This is a genomic window from Streptomyces sp. CB02056 (assembly GCF_001905545.1).
GTDB lineage: Bacteria > Actinomycetota > Actinomycetes > Streptomycetales > Streptomycetaceae > Kitasatospora.
On record NZ_LIPD01000006.1, the window covers coordinates 1 to 18,248 of the forward strand.

15 protein-coding genes are annotated in these 18,248 nt (G+C 73.7%); 8 read left to right on the top strand and 7 right to left on the bottom strand.

Annotated features, from left to right (window positions below; translation table 11 throughout):
• The first annotated feature begins 557 nt into the window (after window positions 1-557).
• Both AMK13_RS17125 and AMK13_RS17130 read left to right on the top strand, forming a co-directional pair.
• Window positions 558-1,277: a hypothetical protein gene (locus tag AMK13_RS17125; protein WP_074002974.1), complete on the top strand. Its 720-nt coding sequence runs from the start codon at window positions 558-560 to the stop codon at window positions 1,275-1,277.
• Window positions 1,278-1,376: 99 nt separating this feature from the next.
• On the top strand, window positions 1,377-2,702 hold the full coding sequence (locus AMK13_RS17130) for a M64 family metallopeptidase (protein ID WP_074002975.1): 1,326 nt from the start codon (window positions 1,377-1,379) through the stop codon (window positions 2,700-2,702).
• A gap of 123 nt (window positions 2,703-2,825) precedes the next feature.
• On the opposite strand, the gene AMK13_RS17135 is transcribed toward AMK13_RS17130, so the two are convergent.
• Complete coding sequence (locus tag AMK13_RS17135; RefSeq protein ID WP_079272223.1) at window positions 2,826-3,395, bottom strand: MarR family winged helix-turn-helix transcriptional regulator; 570 nt, start codon at window positions 3,393-3,395, stop codon at window positions 2,826-2,828.
• A 176-nt stretch (window positions 3,396-3,571) separates the two neighbouring features.
• Here AMK13_RS17135 and AMK13_RS17140 point away from each other — a divergent pair, with 176 nt between their 5' ends.
• On the top strand, window positions 3,572-4,795 hold the full coding sequence (locus tag AMK13_RS17140; RefSeq protein ID WP_074002976.1) for an FAD-dependent monooxygenase: 1,224 nt from the start codon (window positions 3,572-3,574) through the stop codon (window positions 4,793-4,795).
• 79 nt (window positions 4,796-4,874) lie between these two features.
• Here the strand turns inward: AMK13_RS17140 and AMK13_RS17145 are convergent, their stop codons facing one another.
• The 5 genes from AMK13_RS17145 to AMK13_RS17165 form a co-directional block, all read right to left on the bottom strand.
• The gene (locus tag AMK13_RS17145) at window positions 4,875-7,274 is read right to left on the bottom strand and encodes a lamin tail domain-containing protein (protein WP_079272224.1); all 2,400 of its coding nucleotides are present in this window, start codon (window positions 7,272-7,274) and stop codon (window positions 4,875-4,877) included.
• A 324-nt stretch (window positions 7,275-7,598) separates the two neighbouring features.
• Window positions 7,599-7,964, bottom strand: a complete 366-nt coding sequence (locus AMK13_RS17150) for a hypothetical protein (RefSeq protein WP_143204557.1) — start codon at window positions 7,962-7,964, stop codon at window positions 7,599-7,601.
• A gap of 303 nt (window positions 7,965-8,267) precedes the next feature.
• On the bottom strand, window positions 8,268-8,783 hold the full coding sequence (locus AMK13_RS17155) for an anthrone oxygenase family protein (protein ID WP_241852920.1): 516 nt from the start codon (window positions 8,781-8,783) through the stop codon (window positions 8,268-8,270).
• A gap of 289 nt (window positions 8,784-9,072) precedes the next feature.
• Entirely contained in the window at window positions 9,073-9,720 is a 648-nt protein-coding gene (locus AMK13_RS17160; RefSeq protein WP_049653942.1) for a hemerythrin domain-containing protein, read from the bottom strand.
• Window positions 9,721-9,803: 83 nt separating this feature from the next.
• Window positions 9,804-10,640, bottom strand: coding sequence for an NmrA family transcriptional regulator (locus tag AMK13_RS17165; RefSeq protein WP_181970371.1), 837 nt, complete (start codon window positions 10,638-10,640; stop codon window positions 9,804-9,806).
• Window positions 10,641-11,410: 770 nt separating this feature from the next.
• Here AMK13_RS17165 and AMK13_RS17170 point away from each other — a divergent pair.
• The 5 genes from AMK13_RS17170 (at window position 11,411) to AMK13_RS17190 (ending at window position 17,722) form a co-directional block, all read left to right on the top strand.
• Window positions 11,411-12,637: a Rieske 2Fe-2S domain-containing protein gene (locus AMK13_RS17170; RefSeq protein ID WP_074002978.1), complete on the top strand. Its 1,227-nt coding sequence runs from the start codon at window positions 11,411-11,413 to the stop codon at window positions 12,635-12,637.
• 529 nt (window positions 12,638-13,166) lie between these two features.
• Window positions 13,167-13,985, top strand: coding sequence for an AfsR/SARP family transcriptional regulator (locus AMK13_RS17175; RefSeq protein WP_049653285.1), 819 nt, complete (start codon window positions 13,167-13,169; stop codon window positions 13,983-13,985).
• A gap of 66 nt (window positions 13,986-14,051) precedes the next feature.
• Window positions 14,052-14,840, top strand: a complete 789-nt coding sequence (locus AMK13_RS17180) for an SDR family NAD(P)-dependent oxidoreductase (protein WP_074002979.1) — start codon at window positions 14,052-14,054, stop codon at window positions 14,838-14,840.
• A gap of 61 nt (window positions 14,841-14,901) precedes the next feature.
• Window positions 14,902-17,238 (top strand): condensation domain-containing protein, encoded by a 2,337-nt coding sequence (locus tag AMK13_RS17185; RefSeq protein ID WP_074002980.1) that lies wholly within the window; start codon window positions 14,902-14,904, stop codon window positions 17,236-17,238.
• A gap of 37 nt (window positions 17,239-17,275) precedes the next feature.
• The gene (locus AMK13_RS17190) at window positions 17,276-17,722 is read left to right on the top strand and encodes a hypothetical protein (protein WP_074003277.1); all 447 of its coding nucleotides are present in this window, start codon (window positions 17,276-17,278) and stop codon (window positions 17,720-17,722) included.
• A 12-nt stretch (window positions 17,723-17,734) separates the two neighbouring features.
• On the opposite strand, the gene AMK13_RS17195 is transcribed toward AMK13_RS17190, so the two are convergent.
• Window positions 17,735-18,226, bottom strand: coding sequence for a winged helix-turn-helix transcriptional regulator (locus AMK13_RS17195; RefSeq protein WP_074002981.1), 492 nt, complete (start codon window positions 18,224-18,226; stop codon window positions 17,735-17,737).
• Window positions 18,227-18,248 lie beyond the last annotated feature (22 nt).

The window sequence follows — 18,248 nt, forward strand, 5'->3', positions numbered from 1 at the left end:
TTCCCCTAACACACAAAAAACAAGCTGAAGAAGAGAACACGAGACCCGGGATCGGAAAAGCGGACACCAGTCCGTGAATCCGAGCCGGAAACCCGGGCCCTGGGAAGAGAGAAAGAGCACGCACCGCACGAAGACTAAAAACGCGAATGAGCCGGGCACTTCACGTGCTTCCGGCTCATCGCGCTATCCGTCCGAACTCGCGGCCCCGTACAGGTGCCGGAGCCTCACGCCCCTCGACCTAGGCGGCCCACTGTTCACGTTCCATGGCGATCGCGCGCTCGTCCGCGGGCCATGCGTGGTAGAGGTCGGGGCGACGGTGAAGGCGGCGTCGCGGCACTGGAATTAGTGGGATACGCCATCGACGGTGGTGAGCGCCTTGCGCGGACCGTCGTACCAGTCAAGCTCGACGTACACGGGCTCGAAGCCCACTACTCCGGCGCCCCGGTCGATCCGGCATCCCGGAGGCGCCCGCCGGTGCTCCCTGGCATCATGCGGTCCGCGGCCGGGAACCAGCACCGGCTGCAACGGGCAGGTGTCGTGGGGTGGGTGAGGGCGCGATGGGTGTCGGGACGGAACCGGTCATCAAGCCGAGCAGGCGGGCGGCGCGGCTCCGGGCGGCGGGGCGGGTGCTGATCGTGCTGGCGGGGCTGGTGCCCGTCGTGGCCGGGTTCCTCCTCTTCGTGCGCACGTACGACGTGACGGTGGCGTACCGGACGGCCCCGGTGTGCGGGACGTCGGCGGCCGGGGCGGGTGCGGACTGCCTGCGGCTGGAGAGCGGGCGGGTCGTGAGGAAGAAGGTGGACACCGACCGGGAGAACGACCTCAGTTCGTACAAGCTGGTCGTCGTGCGCGAGACCGCGGGCGGCGACGAGTACGACGTGGGCGAGCCCTTCTTCCAGGACGTAGAGGTCGGCACCGCGATCGACGTGGGGGTCTGGAAGGGCGAGGTGGTGCAGATCTCGTACCGCGGCCACCGGGCGGTGAAGCCTCAGCTGCCCTGGCTGCCCGTCCTCGGGGTGGCGCTGCTGATCGGCGTCGGCAGTGCGGCGGTCGTCCACGGTCTGCACCGGTCCCGGGAGGGCCTCAGGGACGTGGTGCAGGTCGGGAGCATCGTGTTCACCGTCGGGTCGTTCGCCGGTTCCCTCGTCCTCATCGGGGCGTTCCAGTGGTCGTTCCCCGTGACGATCACGGTCGCCGTCCTGGCCTGGTTGAGCACCGTCGCGGCCTGTGCGGTGGTCGGCCGCCTGTCCTTCGGGCCGGCCCGGGCCTGTGCGTGACCGGTGGGTTCGGGAATCGGCTTGCACTGACGCAGGATTGTCAGGTTATCGCCATGGGAAGGGAGCAGGCCACAGACCGTTCCCTCCGGAAGGACCCCCGTGCACCGCACCACCGTCAGAACCGCCACCGCCCTGCTCGCCACCGTACTCGCCGGTGCGGTGCTGGGGGCCGCGCCCGCCGGGGCCCGTCCGGCGGGCGACAACCGTCCGGCGGGCGACAAGCCGTCGACACGTCAGGTGGAGGTGTTCGCCGAGGACGGCGGCATCTCCCGGGCCCAGGCCCCGGCCGTCTCCCCCTATCTCGCCGACGGCGCCCAGGGCGTGGCCCCGATGCGGGGCGACGGCGACGTGACGGCGCTGGTCCGCAACGGGGAGCCGGCCGCCAAGCTGGACGTGGTGGTGATCGGCGACGGGTACACCGCGCAGGAGCAGGACAAGTTCCGCGCGGACGCGGCCCAGAAGTGGCGCGAGATGACCGCCGTGGAGCCCTACGCCAGCTACCGCGCGCTGTTCAACGTCTGGGCGGTGTCCGCGATATCGCCCGAGTCCGGGGTGACCGGGGATCCGGACCAGGGGACGGTGCGGCACACCGCGCTGGGCTCGTACTTCTGGTGCGACGGCGTGGAACGGCTGCTCTGCGTGGACGAGAAGGCGGTCGAGTCGTACGCGGCGAAGGCCCCGCAGGCGGACCTGGTGCTCGTGGTGGCCAACAGCGCGAAGTACGGCGGCGCCGGCTACAACGACGTCAAGTCCCCGCTCGGCTACGAGGGGATCGCCACCGTGGCGGGCGGCAACGCGAAGTCCGGGCAGATCGCGGTGCACGAGACCGGGCACTCGCTGGGCAAGCTGGCCGACGAGTACGCGTACGACGGCCAGGGGACGTACCAGGGCAGCGAGCCCACCGAGGCCAACATCAGCACCCTGACCGCCGACCGAATGCGCCAGCAGGGCACCAAGTGGTCGCGCTGGCTGGGCCAGGCCTCGCCGGACGGCGGCACGGTCGGCGCGTACGAGGGCGGCGGCTACTACCCGACCGGGCTCTACCGGCCGACCGAGAACTCGATCATGCGCTCGCTCGGACGGGAGTTCAACCTGCCCGGGCGCGAGGCGATGATCGCGGGCTTCTACCGCCACGCCACGCCGCTCACCAGCCCCACCGCCAACGGCAGTCGGCTCACCGCCGCGGACCGCCTCACCGTCGATCTGCCGGTGGCCGGCACCCGGCTGCGCTGGTACCTGGACGGGAAGGAGCTGCCCCGACTGGGCGGCCGCACCGCACTGGACCTGGCCGAGCTCAAGCTGACCGGGCCGCGCTCCCGGCCGCACGTGCTCACCGCGGTCGCCACCGACCCGACCCCGGCCGTCGCGGACCCGGCGCTGCGCGCGAAGCTGACCGCGAGCCTGTCCTGGACGGTGACGCGCTAAGCGCGTTAAAGGCGCCGGAACGCGCCGGGAGGCGCCAACACGACAGGATGCCGCCGTCCCGCCCACTGGTCGACAGGGGCGGGACGGCGGCGTCACGTTCGCCCCTGCCAGCGCGGCCCGCCCCTACTCCTCCTCGTCGAGCCTGGCGAGCCGGGTCGTCACATCGTCGGCGAAGCGGGCGAGGAGCCGGACGAGGTCGTCGCGGTCCTGCCGGGGCCAGTCGCCGAGGGCGTCGGTGAACCAGCCGAGCAGGAAGGCGAGGTAGCGGTTGACGGCCTCGGCGCCGGCCTCGGTGGGTTCGATGAGGCGGGCCCGGGCGTCGTACGGGTCGGGGATGCGGCGGGCGAGGCCGTGCTTCTCCAGGATCTGGACCTGGCGGGTGATGTGCGGGCCGACGACCTGCATGCGGTCGGCGATCTCGCCGATCCGCAGGGGTCCGTCGGCCGTGCGCAGGGTGACGAGCACGCCCACCGCGGGCCGGTCGCGCCCCAGGCCCGCCTCCTCGACGGCGCGTTCGACGAGGCGGCCCCGGGTGAGGGCGGCGCTGAGCCGGGAGATCCGGGTCAGCGCGGCGAGGAGGTCGGGCCGCGGCTCCCCCGGTTCGCGGGCCTCGGGGGAATCGGAAGCCTTGACGGAGTCGGGCGCCTCGGGGAACCCGGGGGTCTCGGCGGGCTCAGGAATCTCAGCGGGCATGGCGCCTCCATGTTGCATACCTAAGTTAGGTATCTGTATTGTGGGGGGTGGCCACCGCCCGCGAGGGCGACGTGCGACCTCCATAAAGATACCTGAGGTACGTATCTTTCCGCTCGTCCAGGTGCGTACCACCGACGTGCCGGCGGGGATGCCCGCCGGGAAGGAAGTGAGAGGCCATGAACACCGTGTCACGCCCCGCCCGTCGCGTCCTCGTCTCCGGGGCCAGCATCGCGGGGCCCGCGCTCGCGTACTGGCTCGACCGGTACGGATTCGAGGTGACCGTCGTCGAGAAGGCCGCCGCCGTGCGCGGGGGCGGCTACGCCATCGACGTTCGCGGGCCCGCCCGCGAGGTCGTGGAGCGCATGGGGCTGCTGCCTCGCCTGCGCACCGTCCACGTCGACAGCCAGCGAATCACCTTCGTCGATTCCGTCGGGCGGACCGTCGGCTCGCTGCGCCCGGAACAGCTGACCGGCGGCGCGGCCGGCCACGACCTGGAGGTCCGGCGCGGCGACCTGGCCGACGCCCTCCAGGAGCCGCTGCGCGGCCGGGTCGAGTTCCTCTTCGAGGACTCGATCGCCGCGCTGGAGGACGACGGGGAGGCCGTCCACGTACGGTTCGACAGCGGCGCCAGCCGCAGCTTCGACCTCGTGGTCGGCGCGGACGGCCTGCACTCGAACACCCGCCGGCTGGTTCTCGGCCCCGAGGAGGCCTTCCACCGCTACCTCGGGCACGTCTTCGCCGGCTTCACGCTCCCGAACGAGTTCGGCCTCGTCCGCGAGGCCGTCGTCTGGAACGACGTCGGGCGCGGCGCGGTCCTCAACGCGCACGAACCGGCCGACCGGCTCCACGGCTTCCTCACCTTCACCCGCGACGACCCGCCCTTCGAGGCCTTCCGCGATCCGCGGGCCCAGCGCGAGCTGGTCGCCGCGCGGTTCCCGGAGCGGGTCTGGCACCTGCCGCGCCTGGTGGCGGCGATGCGGGACGCCGAGGACCTCTTCTTCGACGTCGTCAGCCAGATCCACCTGCCCAGCTGGTCGCGCGGGCGGGTGGTCCTCGCGGGCGACGCCGCGCACGCCACGTCGTTCCTGTCCGGCCAGGGGTCCAGCCTCGCCCTGGTCGGCGCGTACGTCCTGGCCGGCGAACTGGCCGCGCGCTCCGACCACACCGCCGCCTTCGCGGCCTACGAGCGCCGGATGCGCCCCTTCGCCGAGCGCAACCAGGCGCTGGCCACCGGAGGCGGCACGTCGGTGGCGCCGAGGACACGGGAGCAGTTGGAGGCCCGCAACACCGTGGTGCGCGATCCGGAATCCGCCGCGAGCGAGCTGGCGACGCCGAGTGCCCGGGCGGCCCGGGCCGCCCACTCGGACCTGCGGCTGCCGGACTACGCCGGACGGCTGTGACGGTCAGGACGATCGGGCGACGGACCACCGGTGCCGGCCTCCCCACGAACGGGGAGACCGGCACCGTCGTCCCCGGCCGTTACGGCAGCGGGATGCGCACCACCTGCGGGTCGTGGTCGCTGAGCTGCGTGCTGAACTCGCTGTTGATGTGCACGATGTCGTAGCTGTACGACGTGGCCGCGAGCGCGCCGGAGATCAGGATGTGGTCCAGCACCTGCGAGTTGCCCTCGTACACGTAGGTGTAGCGCTCGGGCAGCGGCAGGGTGCGCGGCAGGTCGGTGAGCGAGCCGCCGGCGGTGAGGATGTCGGCGGTCTGCGAGAACTCGAAGTCGTTGAGGTCGCCGAGCACGATGACCGAGGCGTTCGGGTCCACGGCCAGGATCTGGTCGGTGAAGCCCTTCACCGCGGTCGCCTGGGCGTGGCGCTGGGTCTCCGAGGGGTGGGCCGGCGGCTGGTAGCGGCCGAAGAGGGGCTGGTCGCCGCCCTTGGAGTTGAAGTGGTTGGCGATCACGAAGACCGGCTTGCCGTTCCAGCGGAACTCGCCGGCCAGCGGCTTGCGGCTGGAGTTGAACGCCGAGTTGGTCGGGTCGATCCGCCCGGGCGAGTAGGCGAGCTGCGGTGTGCCGCCCGCGTTCACCACGGAGTCGGCGGTGGTGGATCCGGCGCCGGGGCGGTCGGTGAAGGAGAGGCCGCGGTCGGTGCGGAACAGGAACACCTGGCGGATGTTGCCGCCGGGCTGCCCGCCGTCCTGGCCGTCCACCGGGTCGATCTCGCGGTAGGAGTAGGAGGGGCCGCCGGCCGCGGTGATGGCCGCGGTGAGCTTGGCCAGGGTCTGGGTGGCGCTGACCGTGCCGTCGTCGGTGGCGCCGCTGTTGTCCTGGATCTCCTCGAGGGCGACCAGGTCGGGCGAGCGCAGGTTGGTCACGATGCCCGCCGCGAGGCCGTCGAACTTGCTCTGCGGGTCGGAGGGGGCGAGGTTCTCCACGTTGAAGGTGGCCGCGGCGAGCTGCCCGGCCGTCGGCGCGGCGGTGGTCTCGGGCGCGATGCCGCCGGAGGTGACCGCCGGGGTCGCGGTGACCTGGAGGGTGAAGTTGCCGAAGGCGTAGTCGAGCACGCCGACGGTGGCGCCGTTCAGGGTGTCGCCGACGTTGGCGGTCGGGGTGGGCGCGAGCGCCTTCCCGAGGACGACCCGCTCCGGGTTGCCGTCGTTCGCCTGGAGCAGGATGCCGCCCCGGTTGGTGCGGGTGGTGCTGCCCGGCGGGACGACGACGAGCTCGCCGTACTTGTTGGTCGGGCCGACCACGGCCGCGTTGTCGATCTCGACCCGCATGCCCTCCAGCGACCTCCAGAAGTCCAGGCCGTCGGTGGCGGGCTGGAAGTTCCCGGCCGCCTCGACGTCGCCGGAGGTGACGCTGGAGATGACCGCGGACGGGGGCACCCGCCCGCCCTGGCCGACCACGGTGGCGGCGGGCAGCGCGACGTTGTGGGCGACCACCGTGACGGTGGGCGCGGTCAGTTCGGTGATCGACAGGTTGGTGGTGCCGCCGGTGCCGCCGGGGCGGTACTGGGTGACGGTGGCGTTAACCGTCACCGAGTCGCCGACCGCGACCGAGGGCGCGCCGGCGGTGTAGACGTAGATGCCCTCGCTGGTGCCGGGGTCGTTGTCGGGCTGCGGGTCCTGGTACCAGAAGCCGTTGGGGCCGACGGCCGTCACCACACCGGGCACGGCGCTGACCGCGCTGCCCGCCAGCGGGGAGGTGCGGGCGGCGCCCTGGATGTCGTGGATGCGGGTGCCGGCGGGGTTGCCGCCGGTGCCGGTGGAGGAGGAGTTGCGCGGCACGGGCGCGGTGATCGCGAAGTCCGCCGCGTTGTTGTCGGTGTCGGTGGCGCCGCCGCCGGTGCGCAGGGCGGCGGTGGAGTTCGACAGGTTGCCGGTCGGCGTCCCCTCGGCGGAGCTCGCGCCGCTGCCGTAGCCGACCAGGTCCTTCACCCCGGACTGGCTCGCGCAGCCCGAAGTGCAGGTCAGCGCCGTGCCGTTGGTGACGAGGGCGACCTTGCCGGAGGTCGCGGACATGGCGATCGTTCCGGTGGCGTCCGGCGTCGGCAGCGCGGCGCCCGTACCGGCTCCGGCGGCCTCCTGGACGAGGAAGTAGCGGCCGGGCGCGATCGTCCCGGAGAGGGTGGTCCGCGACCAGCTCCCCCCGGCGGCCGAGGCGTACTGCACCGTCCAGCCGGTGACGGACACCGGCGCGGTGCCGCGGTTGTACAGCTCGACGAAGTCGTTGGCGTACGGGGCGCCGGAGTTGCCGCCACCGCCGTACACCTGGCTGATCACGATGTCGGGCGACGCGGCCTGCGCCACGCCGCCGGGCAGCGCCACCAGCGCCGCCACCACGGCCGCGGCGGAGGCCGCCGCGAGCGTCCGGCGCCGGAACCGCGGCGCTCTCGGGTTGATCCGGGGGTTCGGGGTGCTCCGCATGAGGCTGACTCCTGACCACCGTCCGGGCGCGCGGCCCGACGGTTGTGACCACGGATGGGAAAGTGGGGCGCTGAGGTTCTAGCAGTGCCACCAGATCCCTACCGGTCGCGTCGGGCAACGGCCAGACGTACGGCGGAAGAACGTTTCTACGCGCGACAAGTGGGAGACTCTGCTCCGGATTCAGGCGGTCAACTGCCGCCTTTTGAGCGTTTGTTGATTCACCGAAACAACAGGAACAGCACGGAGCCCGGGCCCGGCAGCGCCCCCGCTGCCGGACCCGGGCCGGTCCTCGTCGTCCGTGTCGCCCTCGCCGCCGACCCCGGCTCAGCCGGGGCGGTGCTGCGCCGCCCCCGGCACCGGCCGGGGCGGACGCCGGCGCAAGGGCGCCAGTTCGCGTTCCAGGGCCCGCACGTCCAGCGCTATCCGGGACGCGGTCTCGCGCGGGCCGGTGCCGGCGGGCAGCCGTCGCGACCACGAGCGGGGCTTGGCCGGGCCGTCCTGGACCATGTGGAAGTTGAGTCGCAGCACGTCGGCGACGTCGACCAGGCTCACCAGGATCCTGGTGTCGGCGAGGTCGATGCAGACTTCGTTCCCGATGCACGAGCAGGCCACCAGGCCCTCGATGGCCTCCTCCGCCAGATATCTGGCCAGGGGTACCGCCTTCCCCCGCACCAGAAACGGACGTTCCACCGGAGTCACCGGAACCGCCTCCTCCCCAGCAGCTGTACGGTGCTCGGCCGCGGCGCAAGCGCACCGCAACGGACCGGGCCCGGCCTATGCTCCACCACATCGGACCGGTTCGCCAACTCGGTGTCTCACCAAGTGAATTGGGAGAACGCACCGGACCGGCGCACCGGCGCACGCCCCAGCGCACCGGGCCGGCCCCGGCAGCCCGGCCACGACGGCGGGCGCACGGCCCCGGAACGCGCGTGTGCCCGCCCGCACGAGGCGGACGGGCACAGCGGCGATGCGCGGAACCGGGCGGGCCGGGGCTCAGCGGCCGCCGCGGCCGTGCAGCACCAGGGAGCGGGTCAGCGCGAGCAGACCGCCGGTGCAGAGCGCGGTGCGGAGCATGTTGACCGGCACCCAGCTGTCCGCGAACTTGGCCCGCACGGCGGCGAAGTCGTGGATCTGCGCCGGGTCGCCGGCCGCCGCCAGCTCGTTGTTCAGCGGGATGTTGACACCCATGGTGACGATCAGCGCCACCACGTACAGCGCCGTCGCCAGGCCCGCCCAGAGCGCCGCCTGGCGCCGGCCGGCCTTGTGCAGCAGCCAGGCCGCCAGGCCGGTCGCCGCGAAGGCGCCGACGAAGACCAGGCCGAACAGCCCGTTCTCGATCGACTTGTTGATGTGCTGCATCGCCGTGACGTAGGTCCGGTCGTCCCCGGCCGCCAGGCCCGGCATCACCGACACGTCGAAGGCGAAGAACAGCCCCGCCATCAGGCCCATCGCCACGGTGGAACCCACCAGCAGCGGCCCCGCGGCCTTGCTCTGTCCGACAGCCCGCACCGAACTCCCCACCCCCGCACTCCCGATGGCCGACGGCGCCGTGTACGACAGCGGAACCGCGGTCTGATCCGAACGCATCCCTGGACCCTCTCAATCTTCCGGCCCCGCGGAGTGCGGCGCCGACGAACGTGGAACTCTCGACACCGCCCACCGTGCGGCGCACCGCGCAACGGAACCGCGACAACCGGAACCCCGGCCCCCGGCAGGGCACTTGCGGCACCCGGCGGTGCCGCGCCCGGCCGGGGCCGGCGCACCTCACCGCCCCGGCGAACACGGCGAAGAGGCCGGCTCAGAGCACCGCGCCCAGCCCGCGCCGGTACCGCCGGTCCAGGACCGTCCGCCCGAGCAGCCGCACCGGGGCCGGGATGGTCGCCGAGACCGCCCGGACCGAGGCCGCGTCCGCGCCGTCGAACATCCAGGGCTGGAGGTAGGTCATCACCTGGGTCGGCGCGCTCCCGATGATCCGGCGCTCGACCCGCAGGTACTCGTCCACCGACAGGCCGGCCAGCGCCGGGAAGACCACCGGCTCCTCGTGCCGCAGGTGCTCGCGCACCAGGCTCTCGAACGCCTGGGCGGCCTCCGGGAGTTCGGCGCGCAGTCCGGAGCCGAGCACCCCGGCGACCCGGCGCATCGAGGCGTCCAGCGCCTCGTGGTCCTCCTCCAGGACCCCGCTGCCGTCGAAGCCCGCCACCCGGCCACGCAGGTACGGCCAGAGGATCTCGTCCTCGCTGTGGTGGTGCCAGTCGATCACCGAGCGCAGCCGCCCGAACCACTCCGCGAGCGCCGCGGCGGAGCCCGCCGAGCCGCGCTGCGCGGCGGCGGTCAGCCGTGCCGCGTCCCGGCGCATCGCGACGTGCATCAGGCCGAAGCCCTTGAGCTGCTCGGGCAGGGCGCGCAGCCCCTGCTCCGTCGACCAGACCGTTGTGCCGTCCGTCATGACCAGACCTCCAGTGTCCGTTCGGATTCCCTACCAGCGCCCGCCCGGAGACGGGCGGTCGGAGCCGCCCCGGACGGGTCGGCTCACACGTTCCACACGCCCGAGGCGGCGGCCTCGCGGGCGTAGTCGGCGAAGTCCCGCGGCTCACGGCCCAACGCCCGCCGCACCCCGTCGCCCAGCGACGCATTGCGGCCGTCCAGGATCACCGAGAACAGCTCCGCGAAGTCCGCCGGCAGCCCCGCCGCCTCCAGCACCCCCCGGTACGACTCCTCCGACACCGCCTCGAACCGCACCTCACGCCCCGTCGCCGCCGACAGCTCCACCGCCACGTCCGAGAACGACAGCAGCCGCGGCCCCGTCAGCTCGTACACCTCCCCCGCGTGCCCCGCCTCCGTCAACGCCGCCACCGCCACGTCCGCGATGTCCTCCGCGTCCACGAACGGCTCCACCGCACCACCCACCGGCAGCGCCAACTCCCCCGCCAGCACCGGCTCCAGGAAGAACGACTCACTGAAGTTCTGGTTGAACCACGCGCACCGCACCACCGTCCACGCGGCCCCCGACTCCATCACCGCCTTCTCCCCCGCCTCCGCGGCCTCCTCACCGCGCCCCGACAGCAGCACCAGCCGCCCCACCCCGCGCTCCGCCGCCAACCGCGAGAACGCCCCCACCGCCTCCACCGCACCCGGGAACGCCAGATCCGGGTAGTACGTCAGATACGCCGCACTCACACCCTCCAACGCCCCCTCCCACGTCCCCTCGTCGTGCCAGTCGAACGGCACCGCACCCGAACGCGACCCCACCCGCACCCCGTACCCCAGGGCCGTCAGCCGGTCCGCCACCCGGCGACCCGTCTTCCCCGTCCCACCGACCACCAGCACGACACCGGACTCGACCGCGAGATCCACCACACCAGCCATCACACACACCCTCATTCCAAGACTCGGAGGAATCACCGACGACCGGTCCTTCGGAGGCGCCGGTTGCGCCCGATCGGTTCGTCGTCGTGGCACCAATTCAAATCCCCCCTGGCCCGGCGATCCATAGCCGCCGCTCTCAGTTCCATGCGCGAGCGTCTACGCCACCGGTACGTCACCGACCAGCGGCGCTCCGCCCACCCACGGCCGTCGAGCCGTCCGCGGCCAGGGCTCCCCTGCCACCCACCACAACACACCCCACCCCCGGCAGAAAGCCCTTTCCAGCACCTCTCGACCCCTCCTCGACCGCGTGGGGCAATCACCGCGCGGTGCGTCCGCAAAGGGCCGAGGGGAAATCCGGGGGAACCGCGTCGGTCGGCCGGATCCGCATTCCCGTCACGCCGGGACCGCGGAATCCGTCGCCGTCGCCGATCGCCCCACGGTACGGGCCCGTACGAATATCGTCCGGGCCGGGCGGCCCTGTTCCGCCCCGGATGCGGCCCGCCGCCCCGCCGACCCCCCTTCGGCCCCGCTCGGGCGTCGAGGCCGCGCCGACCTGCCCGAATACCCCCGTGGCCCCGGGGCCGGGCGATTGGCTGGGACCTGTCGAATCCTTGAACCGGTCTACCCGACGGATCATCAGACTTGTTGTGAGTTAGGGAGATTGTCCGTGCACGGGCTCCCGTTCCATGGCTAGCATCGGAAATCCATTCTGTTCGAGCGCTAATCGCCTGGGAGGGGCGGCGCCGGACAGACCGACAGGAGACTTCTTCATGCGCGTGTCCAAGCACGTCCACCCCGTCAGCAGCCGCCCGACCGCGGCCGATGTCGCCCTGCCACCGGCACTGCCCTACCCCGACGGCTGGTCCGCACTCGCCTTCTCCGCCGAGCTCAGGCCCGGCACCGTCCTCACCCGCCAACTCGCGGGCGAGGACGTCGTGCTGTACCGGCTGCGCAACGGCCGCCTCCGCGCGATCCGCCCGTACTGCCCGCACCTCGGCGCCCACCTCGGCCTGGCCGCGGTCGAGGGCGACCACCTGGTCTGCCCCTTCCACCGCTTCGCCTTCGACGCCGAGGGCCGCTGCGTGCGCACCGGGTACGGCACCCCGCCGCCCAAGGCGGCACTGACGCCGCTGCCGGTGCGCGAGGTGAACGAGGCCGTCTTCGTCTGGCGCCACCACGACGGCCGGGAGCCGGACTGGGAGATCCCCGCCTGGCACCGGATCGACGACGGGCGGCAGCCCCTGCGGTACACCTCCTTCGAGATGCCCGGCTACGCCCAGGACGTCATGGAGAACTCCTTCGACCTGGGCCACTTCGTCACCCTGCACGGTTGGCCACAGGGCGAGTTGGTGAAGCCCGTGGAGTTCGACGGCACCACCTTCCACATCTCGATGCTGGTCCGGGAGACCTTCCCGCTGCTCGGCCTGCGCGAGGTCCAGGTCGAGGTGGACGGGTACGGCCTCACCGCCCTGCACACCGACGTGCACACGCCCTCGCTGGGCCTGGAGATCTGCTCGCTGGTCATGGCCACCCAGGTCGCTCCCGGCCGGATGCAGCTGCGGCAGGCGAGCCGCTTCGTCATGTCGGAGCCGTCCGGACTGCCGCCGGTCGTCGCCCGGACGGTCAGCCGGGCGGTCACCAGGCTGCTGGCGGGCCCGATGTTCAAGCGCAACCTGGAGTTCACCGCGGCCGACTTCCCGATCTGGTCCACCAAGCGGTACATGTCGCCGCCGAAGCTCGCCCCGGGCGACGGGCCGATCGGCGCGATGCGGCACTGGGCCCGGCAGTTCTACCCGCCGGACCACCAGGCGCACCTCCCGGGGCCGGCCGCCCTCACCGACCGGGACGGGCCCGGCGCGAACGGGAGCAGCACGCCCGACGGCGCTGCGAACGGGCACGGCCCGAACGGGAGCAGCACGCCCGACGGTGACGCCGCCCCGAGCCGCACCCCGGCGGAGGCCCCCGGCACCGCCCCCAGCGGAGCCGCCCGGAGCTGAGCCGGCCCCGGCCACCCGCCGCCCCTCTCCGCCCAGCTCCGTCGTCCCGACCTGGAAACGGGCGTGCCGGCTCCGGAGAGCGAGAACCCTCCTCGGCGCCTGGCAGGGCACCCTGGGCAGCCAACAGACCTTCGTCAAGCCGGACTTCGCGATCACCATCACCCAGGGCCGGACCAACGACCCGGTCGCGCAGATCCGCAACAACGAAGCGGGAAGAAGCACCCCCGGTTCCTCACACGGCGGGGCGGCCCCCACTCCCCCGGGGGCCGCCCCGCCGCTTCCGGCTGCCCGGAAGCCCCCACCAGATCGCCCGGAACCCCGCTCGACGGGCACTTGAGGAATCCGGCCGCCCCTCCGTGGCGCCGCTAGGGTGCGACGCATCCACCCCACCATCCCCCTGATTCGAACACACTTCCGCACCAGCAGCGCACAGTTCACCGGACCCGCGGGTCCACGGGTCCACAGCCCCACGAATCCACGGGCTCACGATCCTCCGAGCCCCACTCACCCGCACGAGAGGAGAACCGCCATGCACCTCAGGGTCCTCGGCCCCCTCACCGCCGACCTCAACGGCATCTCCGTCGTCCCCACCGCCGCCAAGCAGCGCCAGATCCTCGCCCTCCTCGCGCTCTACCCGAACCGGATCCTGCCCACGGCCACCCTGATCGAGGAGATCTGGGGCGACGACCCGCCAAGACAGGCGCTCACCACGATGCAGACGTACATCCTGCAGCTGCGCCGCCGGATCACCCAGGCCCTCGGGCCGACCCCGCACGCCACCGCCAAGGACATCCTCACCACCCGGCACGGCGGCTACCAGCTCACCACCCACCCGGACAACCTGGACGTCCACACCTACAACCTGCTGACCACCCAGGGCCAGCACGCCTTCAACCACGGCCAGGACCACCAGGCCGCCACCCAGTTCCGCCAGGCCCTCGCGCTCTGGCACGGCCCCGCCCTGGTCGACGTCCGGCCCGGGCCGATCCTCACCATCGAGATCATGCGCCTGGAGGAGAGCCGGCTGATCACCCTGGAACGCCGCATCGACACCGACCTGCGGCTCGGCCGGCACAACGAGCTGATCCCCGAGCTCACCCACCTGACCCACCAGCACCCGCACCACGAGGGCCTGCACGCCCAGGCCATGGTCGCGCTCTACCGGGCCGGCCGGCAGACCAGCGCCCTGACCACCTACCACCACCTGCGGCACCGGCTGACCACCGAGCTCGGCATCCAGCCCTCGCCGCACCTCCAGCACCTCCAGCACGCGATCCTCACCCTGGACCCCACCCTCAACACGCCCACCACGGCCCACCCGACCACCTACAACCTGTACTCGGCCTGAGCCCCGTCCGGACGGCCGTCCCCGCCGACCTCTCCCAGCTCCCAGCCCTCACCCACAGGACGCGTCATGACCACCGCACCCGAGAAACCCCTCGCCCTGATCACCGGCGGTACCCGCGGCATCGGCCTCGCCATCGCCCGCGAACTCGGCAGCCGCGGCCACCGTGTCTTCATCTGCGCCCGCACCGCCCGGGACATCGACCAGGCCCTCGCCACCCTGCGCGACGAGGGCCACCAGGCCGACGGCCTCACCTGCGACGTCCGCGACCCCGTCCAGGTCGGCGAACTGATCCGGCACGCGGTGGCCGAGTACGGCCCGATCACCGTCCTGGTCAACAACGCCGGACGCACCGGCGGCGGGCCGACCGCGACCACCACAGACGACCTCTGGTACGACGTCATCGACACCAATCTGAACGCGGTCTTCCTGGTCACCCGGGAGACCCTCCGGCACGGCCACATCACCAGCACCGCCCACCCGAGGATCATCAACATCGCGTCCACCGCCGGGAAGCAGGCCGTCACCCTGGGCGCCCCGTACACCGCGAGCAAGCACGCCGTGATCGGCTTCACCCGGGCGCTGGCCAAGGAGCTGGCGCCGACCGGCACCACCGTCAACGCCATCTGCCCGGGGTACGTCCAGACCCCGCACACCACCAGGATCCACCACGAGTACGCGACCGCCTACAACACCACCCCCGAGACCATCCACCAGCACTTCCAGCAGCACATCCCGCTCGGCCGCTACACCACGCCCGAGGAGGTCGCCTCGCTGGCCGGCTACCTCACCAGCCCCACCGCGGCCAGCATCACCGCCCAGGCACTGAACGTCTGCGGCGGGCTCGCCACCCAGTAACCCCGGCGCGATCCCGGCCGGCCACGGGAAGGATGAGGGCTCCGGTGCCCGCTGATCAGCCATGACGAACCGTCAGTTCTCCAGCGCACCCGTCACCTTGCTGGTGGCCGGCGCTCCCGCGCCCGAGCCCTGCCTGCCCGCCGGCCGTCCGCCCGGGCCGCTGGACGCCGGGGCGGTGCGCGCCGCGCTGGCCGGCGCCGCCCCCCGGCCCCGGCGGACCCCCGAACGGCCCGCCCGGGCACCGGAGTTCGTCCTGGTCGAGCTGCACCGGAGATACCCGCCGGAGGCGCTGCGCACCGCGCTGCGCAGCGTCCTCGCCGACGACCCCGCCGGGCCCGCGGCGGACCTGCTCTGGCAGCGGACGGTGGACGGCCCGGACGGGCTCGACCGGGTGCTGGTGGAACTGGGGCGCAGCCTGGCCGGCGGCCCCCGGCTGCGGGCCGTCCTGGTCGAGGACGCGCGCGACGCCACCGGGGACGGCGGGCGCCACACCACCGGGGACGGTGCGCCGGACGGCGGGCGGCGGCTCTTCGTCGGCGTCGCCCAAGGCCCGCTCGCCCGCGCCGCCGGGGTGCTGGAGGAGCTGCGCGAGGCCCTGGCGCACCCGCCCGAGCCGGTCACCGTACCGACCAGCGCCCTCCAGCGGGAGCTGCTGCGCCAGGTGATCGGGGAGTCCGAGCCCGGCGGGCGGCACGTCGAGCAGCTGTCCTGGAACTGGCACGGGCCGCTGGACACCGAGCGCTTCACCGCGGCCTGGCAGTCCGTCTTCGACCACGAGACGGTGCTGCGCGCGGCCTTCGACTGGGACGAGCACGGCCCCGACGACCCCTGGATGGTGCTGCACGAGCACGCCGTCCCCGAGGTGACCCGGCACCGCCACGGCGCCGCCGACTGGGAGGACCTGCTCGCCGCCGACCGTCGGCGCGGCTTCGACCTGCGCCGCCCCGCCCTGCTGCGCGCCACCCTCGTCGACGCCCCGCCGGACGCCGGGGAGGGGCCCGCCACCCGGGTCCTGCTCACCTACCACCACGCGATGCTGGACGGCTGGAGCGTACGGCTGCTGCTCCAGTCCTTCTACCGCGCCTACCTGACCGGCGGCGTGCTGGCCGGCGGCCAGCGCCGCCCCGACCTGCGCGACCACGCCCGCTGGCTGTCCGGCCGGAGCACCGACGCGGCACGGCAGTTCTGGTCCACCCGGCCCCCCGCCACCGCCGTCCTGCCGCTCGCCCCCGACCCGCGCCGGCGCGGCAGCGGCCGGGCCCGGCGCCGGCTCACCCCGTACGAGGCGGTCCGGCTGCGCGGCTGGGCGGCCGCCTGGGGCGCGGGCGAGAGCAGCGCCCTCCAGGCGGCCTGGGCGCTGCTGCTGTACCGCGCCGAGCAGACGGACCGGCCCCGCCGCCCGGCCCGCGCGGTGCGGGTCGGCTTCGCGGTGACCGTCTCCGGCCGGGGCATCCCGCTGGACGGCGTCGAGCGGCTGCCCGGCGCCCTGCGCAACCCGCTGCCGATCTCCGTCCGGGTGCAGCCGGGCACCACCGTGCCGCAGCTGCTCGCGGCGCTGCGCGACGGGGTGCTCGACCTCGCCGCGTACGAGTGGGTCTCCCCCGGCCAGGCCCACCGCTGGACGCCCGGCGCGCGCGGGCAGCGGCCGAACAGCCTGGTCGTCCTGGAGCACCAGCCCGCCGCGGCGCACCACCTGCGGCTGGAGACCGACCTGGCCGCGCACGGCATCCACGTGGAGGGTCCGGCCCCGGCCGGCACCCTCACCTCGTACCCGATCACGCTCGCCGCCCACTACGACGCCACCGGCGGGCTGGTCCTCACCACCACCCACGACCGTGCCCTGCTCGCCGACCGGGACGCCGCCGAACTCCTCGACCAGAGCGCCCACCTGCTGCGCAGCTTCCCCGACCTGCCGAGCGGGCTGGGCACCACCGAGGTGCTGCGCTCCACCCTGGCCGGACAGCCGGCGCCCCGGCTGGGCGAGCCGGCGGCCGGCGCCGCCGAGGGCACCGAGCCGGCCGCCCCGGCGGTGCGCCTGGACGTGCTGCGCCGGGCCGCCCACCCGGGCGCGGGCTGGGTCCTGCTGCTGCCCCCGCCCGACGCCCCGCACACCCGCTACCCCGGCGCCGCGCGCGACTGGCCCGGCCCGCAGGCCCTCGGGGTGCTGCGCCCCGCCGGGGACGACCCGCCCCCGGCCGCGTACCGACCGGTGCTCGGCCCGCTGCTGGAGTCCCGCGCGCCGGTCGCCCTGGTCGCCCCGCCGGGGCTCGGGGCCACCGCGTGCGGGATCGCCCGGCTGGGTTCGCCGGCGCACCCGCCGCTGGTGGTGCTGCTCGACGGGGACGGCGACCTGGCAGCGGTGGCGGGCCTGCTGGGGGGCCTGCCTCGGCGCCGCTAGGACCGGCGCGGCTTCGAGAGGGCCTAGGGTGGCGACCGTGGCCCGCTTCGTCCTGATCCGCCGTACGCCGCTGCCGCCCGCCGAGTGCTGGGAGCGGCTGACGGACTGGTCCCGGCACGGGGACCGGGTGCCGTTCACCCGGGTCCGCGTGGTCCGGGGCTCCGGCCGGGAGGCGGGCGACGTCGTCCTGGCCCGGACGGCCCTCGGGCCGTTCCGTTTCGACGACCCGATGGAGCTCACCGAGCTGGTCGTCCCCGGCCCCGGCCGGGACGGGCGGTGCCGGCTGGTCAAGCGCGGCCACCCGGTGCACGGCTGGGCCGAGCTGCGGGTCCGGGCGGTGGGCGGCGGCAGCGCGGCGGTCTGGACGGAGGAGCTGACGGTCGCCGGCCTGCCCCGGACGCTCGATCCGCTGCTCGATCCGGTCCTGGCGCGGTCCGGGCGCCTGGTCTTCGGCCGGGTCCTGGACCACCTGCTGGGGCTGTAGCGGCCCGGCCGCTCAGGACGGCAGGAAGCGGGCGCCCGGGCCCGGGCTGCGGTAGACGGAGTCCGGGGGCAGGTGGGTGTGGCCGCCCGCGCACTCCAGCACGAGGGTGACCGGTTCGTCGCAGTCGTGCTCCTCGCCGCCGCCGTGCCGGACGACGACCGACGGGCCCTCCTCGTCGGCGAGGTACTTGTCGCCCCACTCCAGCAGGGCGATCACGGTGGGCCGCAGGTCCCTGCCCTTCTCGGTGAGGTGGTACTCGAAGCGCTGCCGGTCGCCGGGCTCCTGGTACGGCACGCGGCGCAGCACGCCCGCGGCGACGAGGCCGTCGAGCCGGGTGGACAGCAGGTTGCTGGCGATGCCGAGCCGGGTGCGGAACTCCCCGAAGCGGCCGACGCCGTCCAGCGCCTCCCGCACGATCAGCAGCGACCAGCGTTCGCCGACCGCCGCGAGGGCGCGCCCCATCGAACAGTTCACCGGGTCGATCCGCCGCCGCTGCTCCGCCATGGGTCGATCCTAGCCCGTCCGA

Bases quoted from the DNA above. Each gene is read 5' to 3' on its own strand.
- AMK13_RS17125 (WP_074002974.1), top strand. From the start codon at position 558: ATGGGTGTCGGGACGGAACCGGTCATCAAGCCGAGCAGGCGGGCGGCG.
- AMK13_RS17135 (WP_079272223.1), bottom strand. From the start codon at position 3,395: ATGCCCGCTGAGATTCCTGAGCCCGCCGAGACCCCCGGGTTCCCCGAG.
- AMK13_RS17140 (WP_074002976.1), top strand. From the start codon at position 3,572: ATGAACACCGTGTCACGCCCCGCCCGTCGCGTCCTCGTCTCCGGGGCC.
- AMK13_RS17145 (WP_079272224.1), bottom strand. From the start codon at position 7,274: ATGCGGAGCACCCCGAACCCCCGGATCAACCCGAGAGCGCCGCGGTTC.
- AMK13_RS17160 (WP_049653942.1), bottom strand. From the start codon at position 9,720: ATGACGGACGGCACAACGGTCTGGTCGACGGAGCAGGGGCTGCGCGCC.
- AMK13_RS17165 (WP_181970371.1), bottom strand. From the start codon at position 10,640: ATGGCTGGTGTGGTGGATCTCGCGGTCGAGTCCGGTGTCGTGCTGGTG.
- AMK13_RS17170 (WP_074002978.1), top strand. From the start codon at position 11,411: ATGCGCGTGTCCAAGCACGTCCACCCCGTCAGCAGCCGCCCGACCGCG.
- AMK13_RS17175 (WP_049653285.1), top strand. From the start codon at position 13,167: ATGCACCTCAGGGTCCTCGGCCCCCTCACCGCCGACCTCAACGGCATC.
- AMK13_RS17180 (WP_074002979.1), top strand. From the start codon at position 14,052: ATGACCACCGCACCCGAGAAACCCCTCGCCCTGATCACCGGCGGTACC.
- AMK13_RS17185 (WP_074002980.1), top strand. From the start codon at position 14,902: ATGACGAACCGTCAGTTCTCCAGCGCACCCGTCACCTTGCTGGTGGCC.
- AMK13_RS17195 (WP_074002981.1), bottom strand. From the start codon at position 18,226: ATGGCGGAGCAGCGGCGGCGGATCGACCCGGTGAACTGTTCGATGGGG.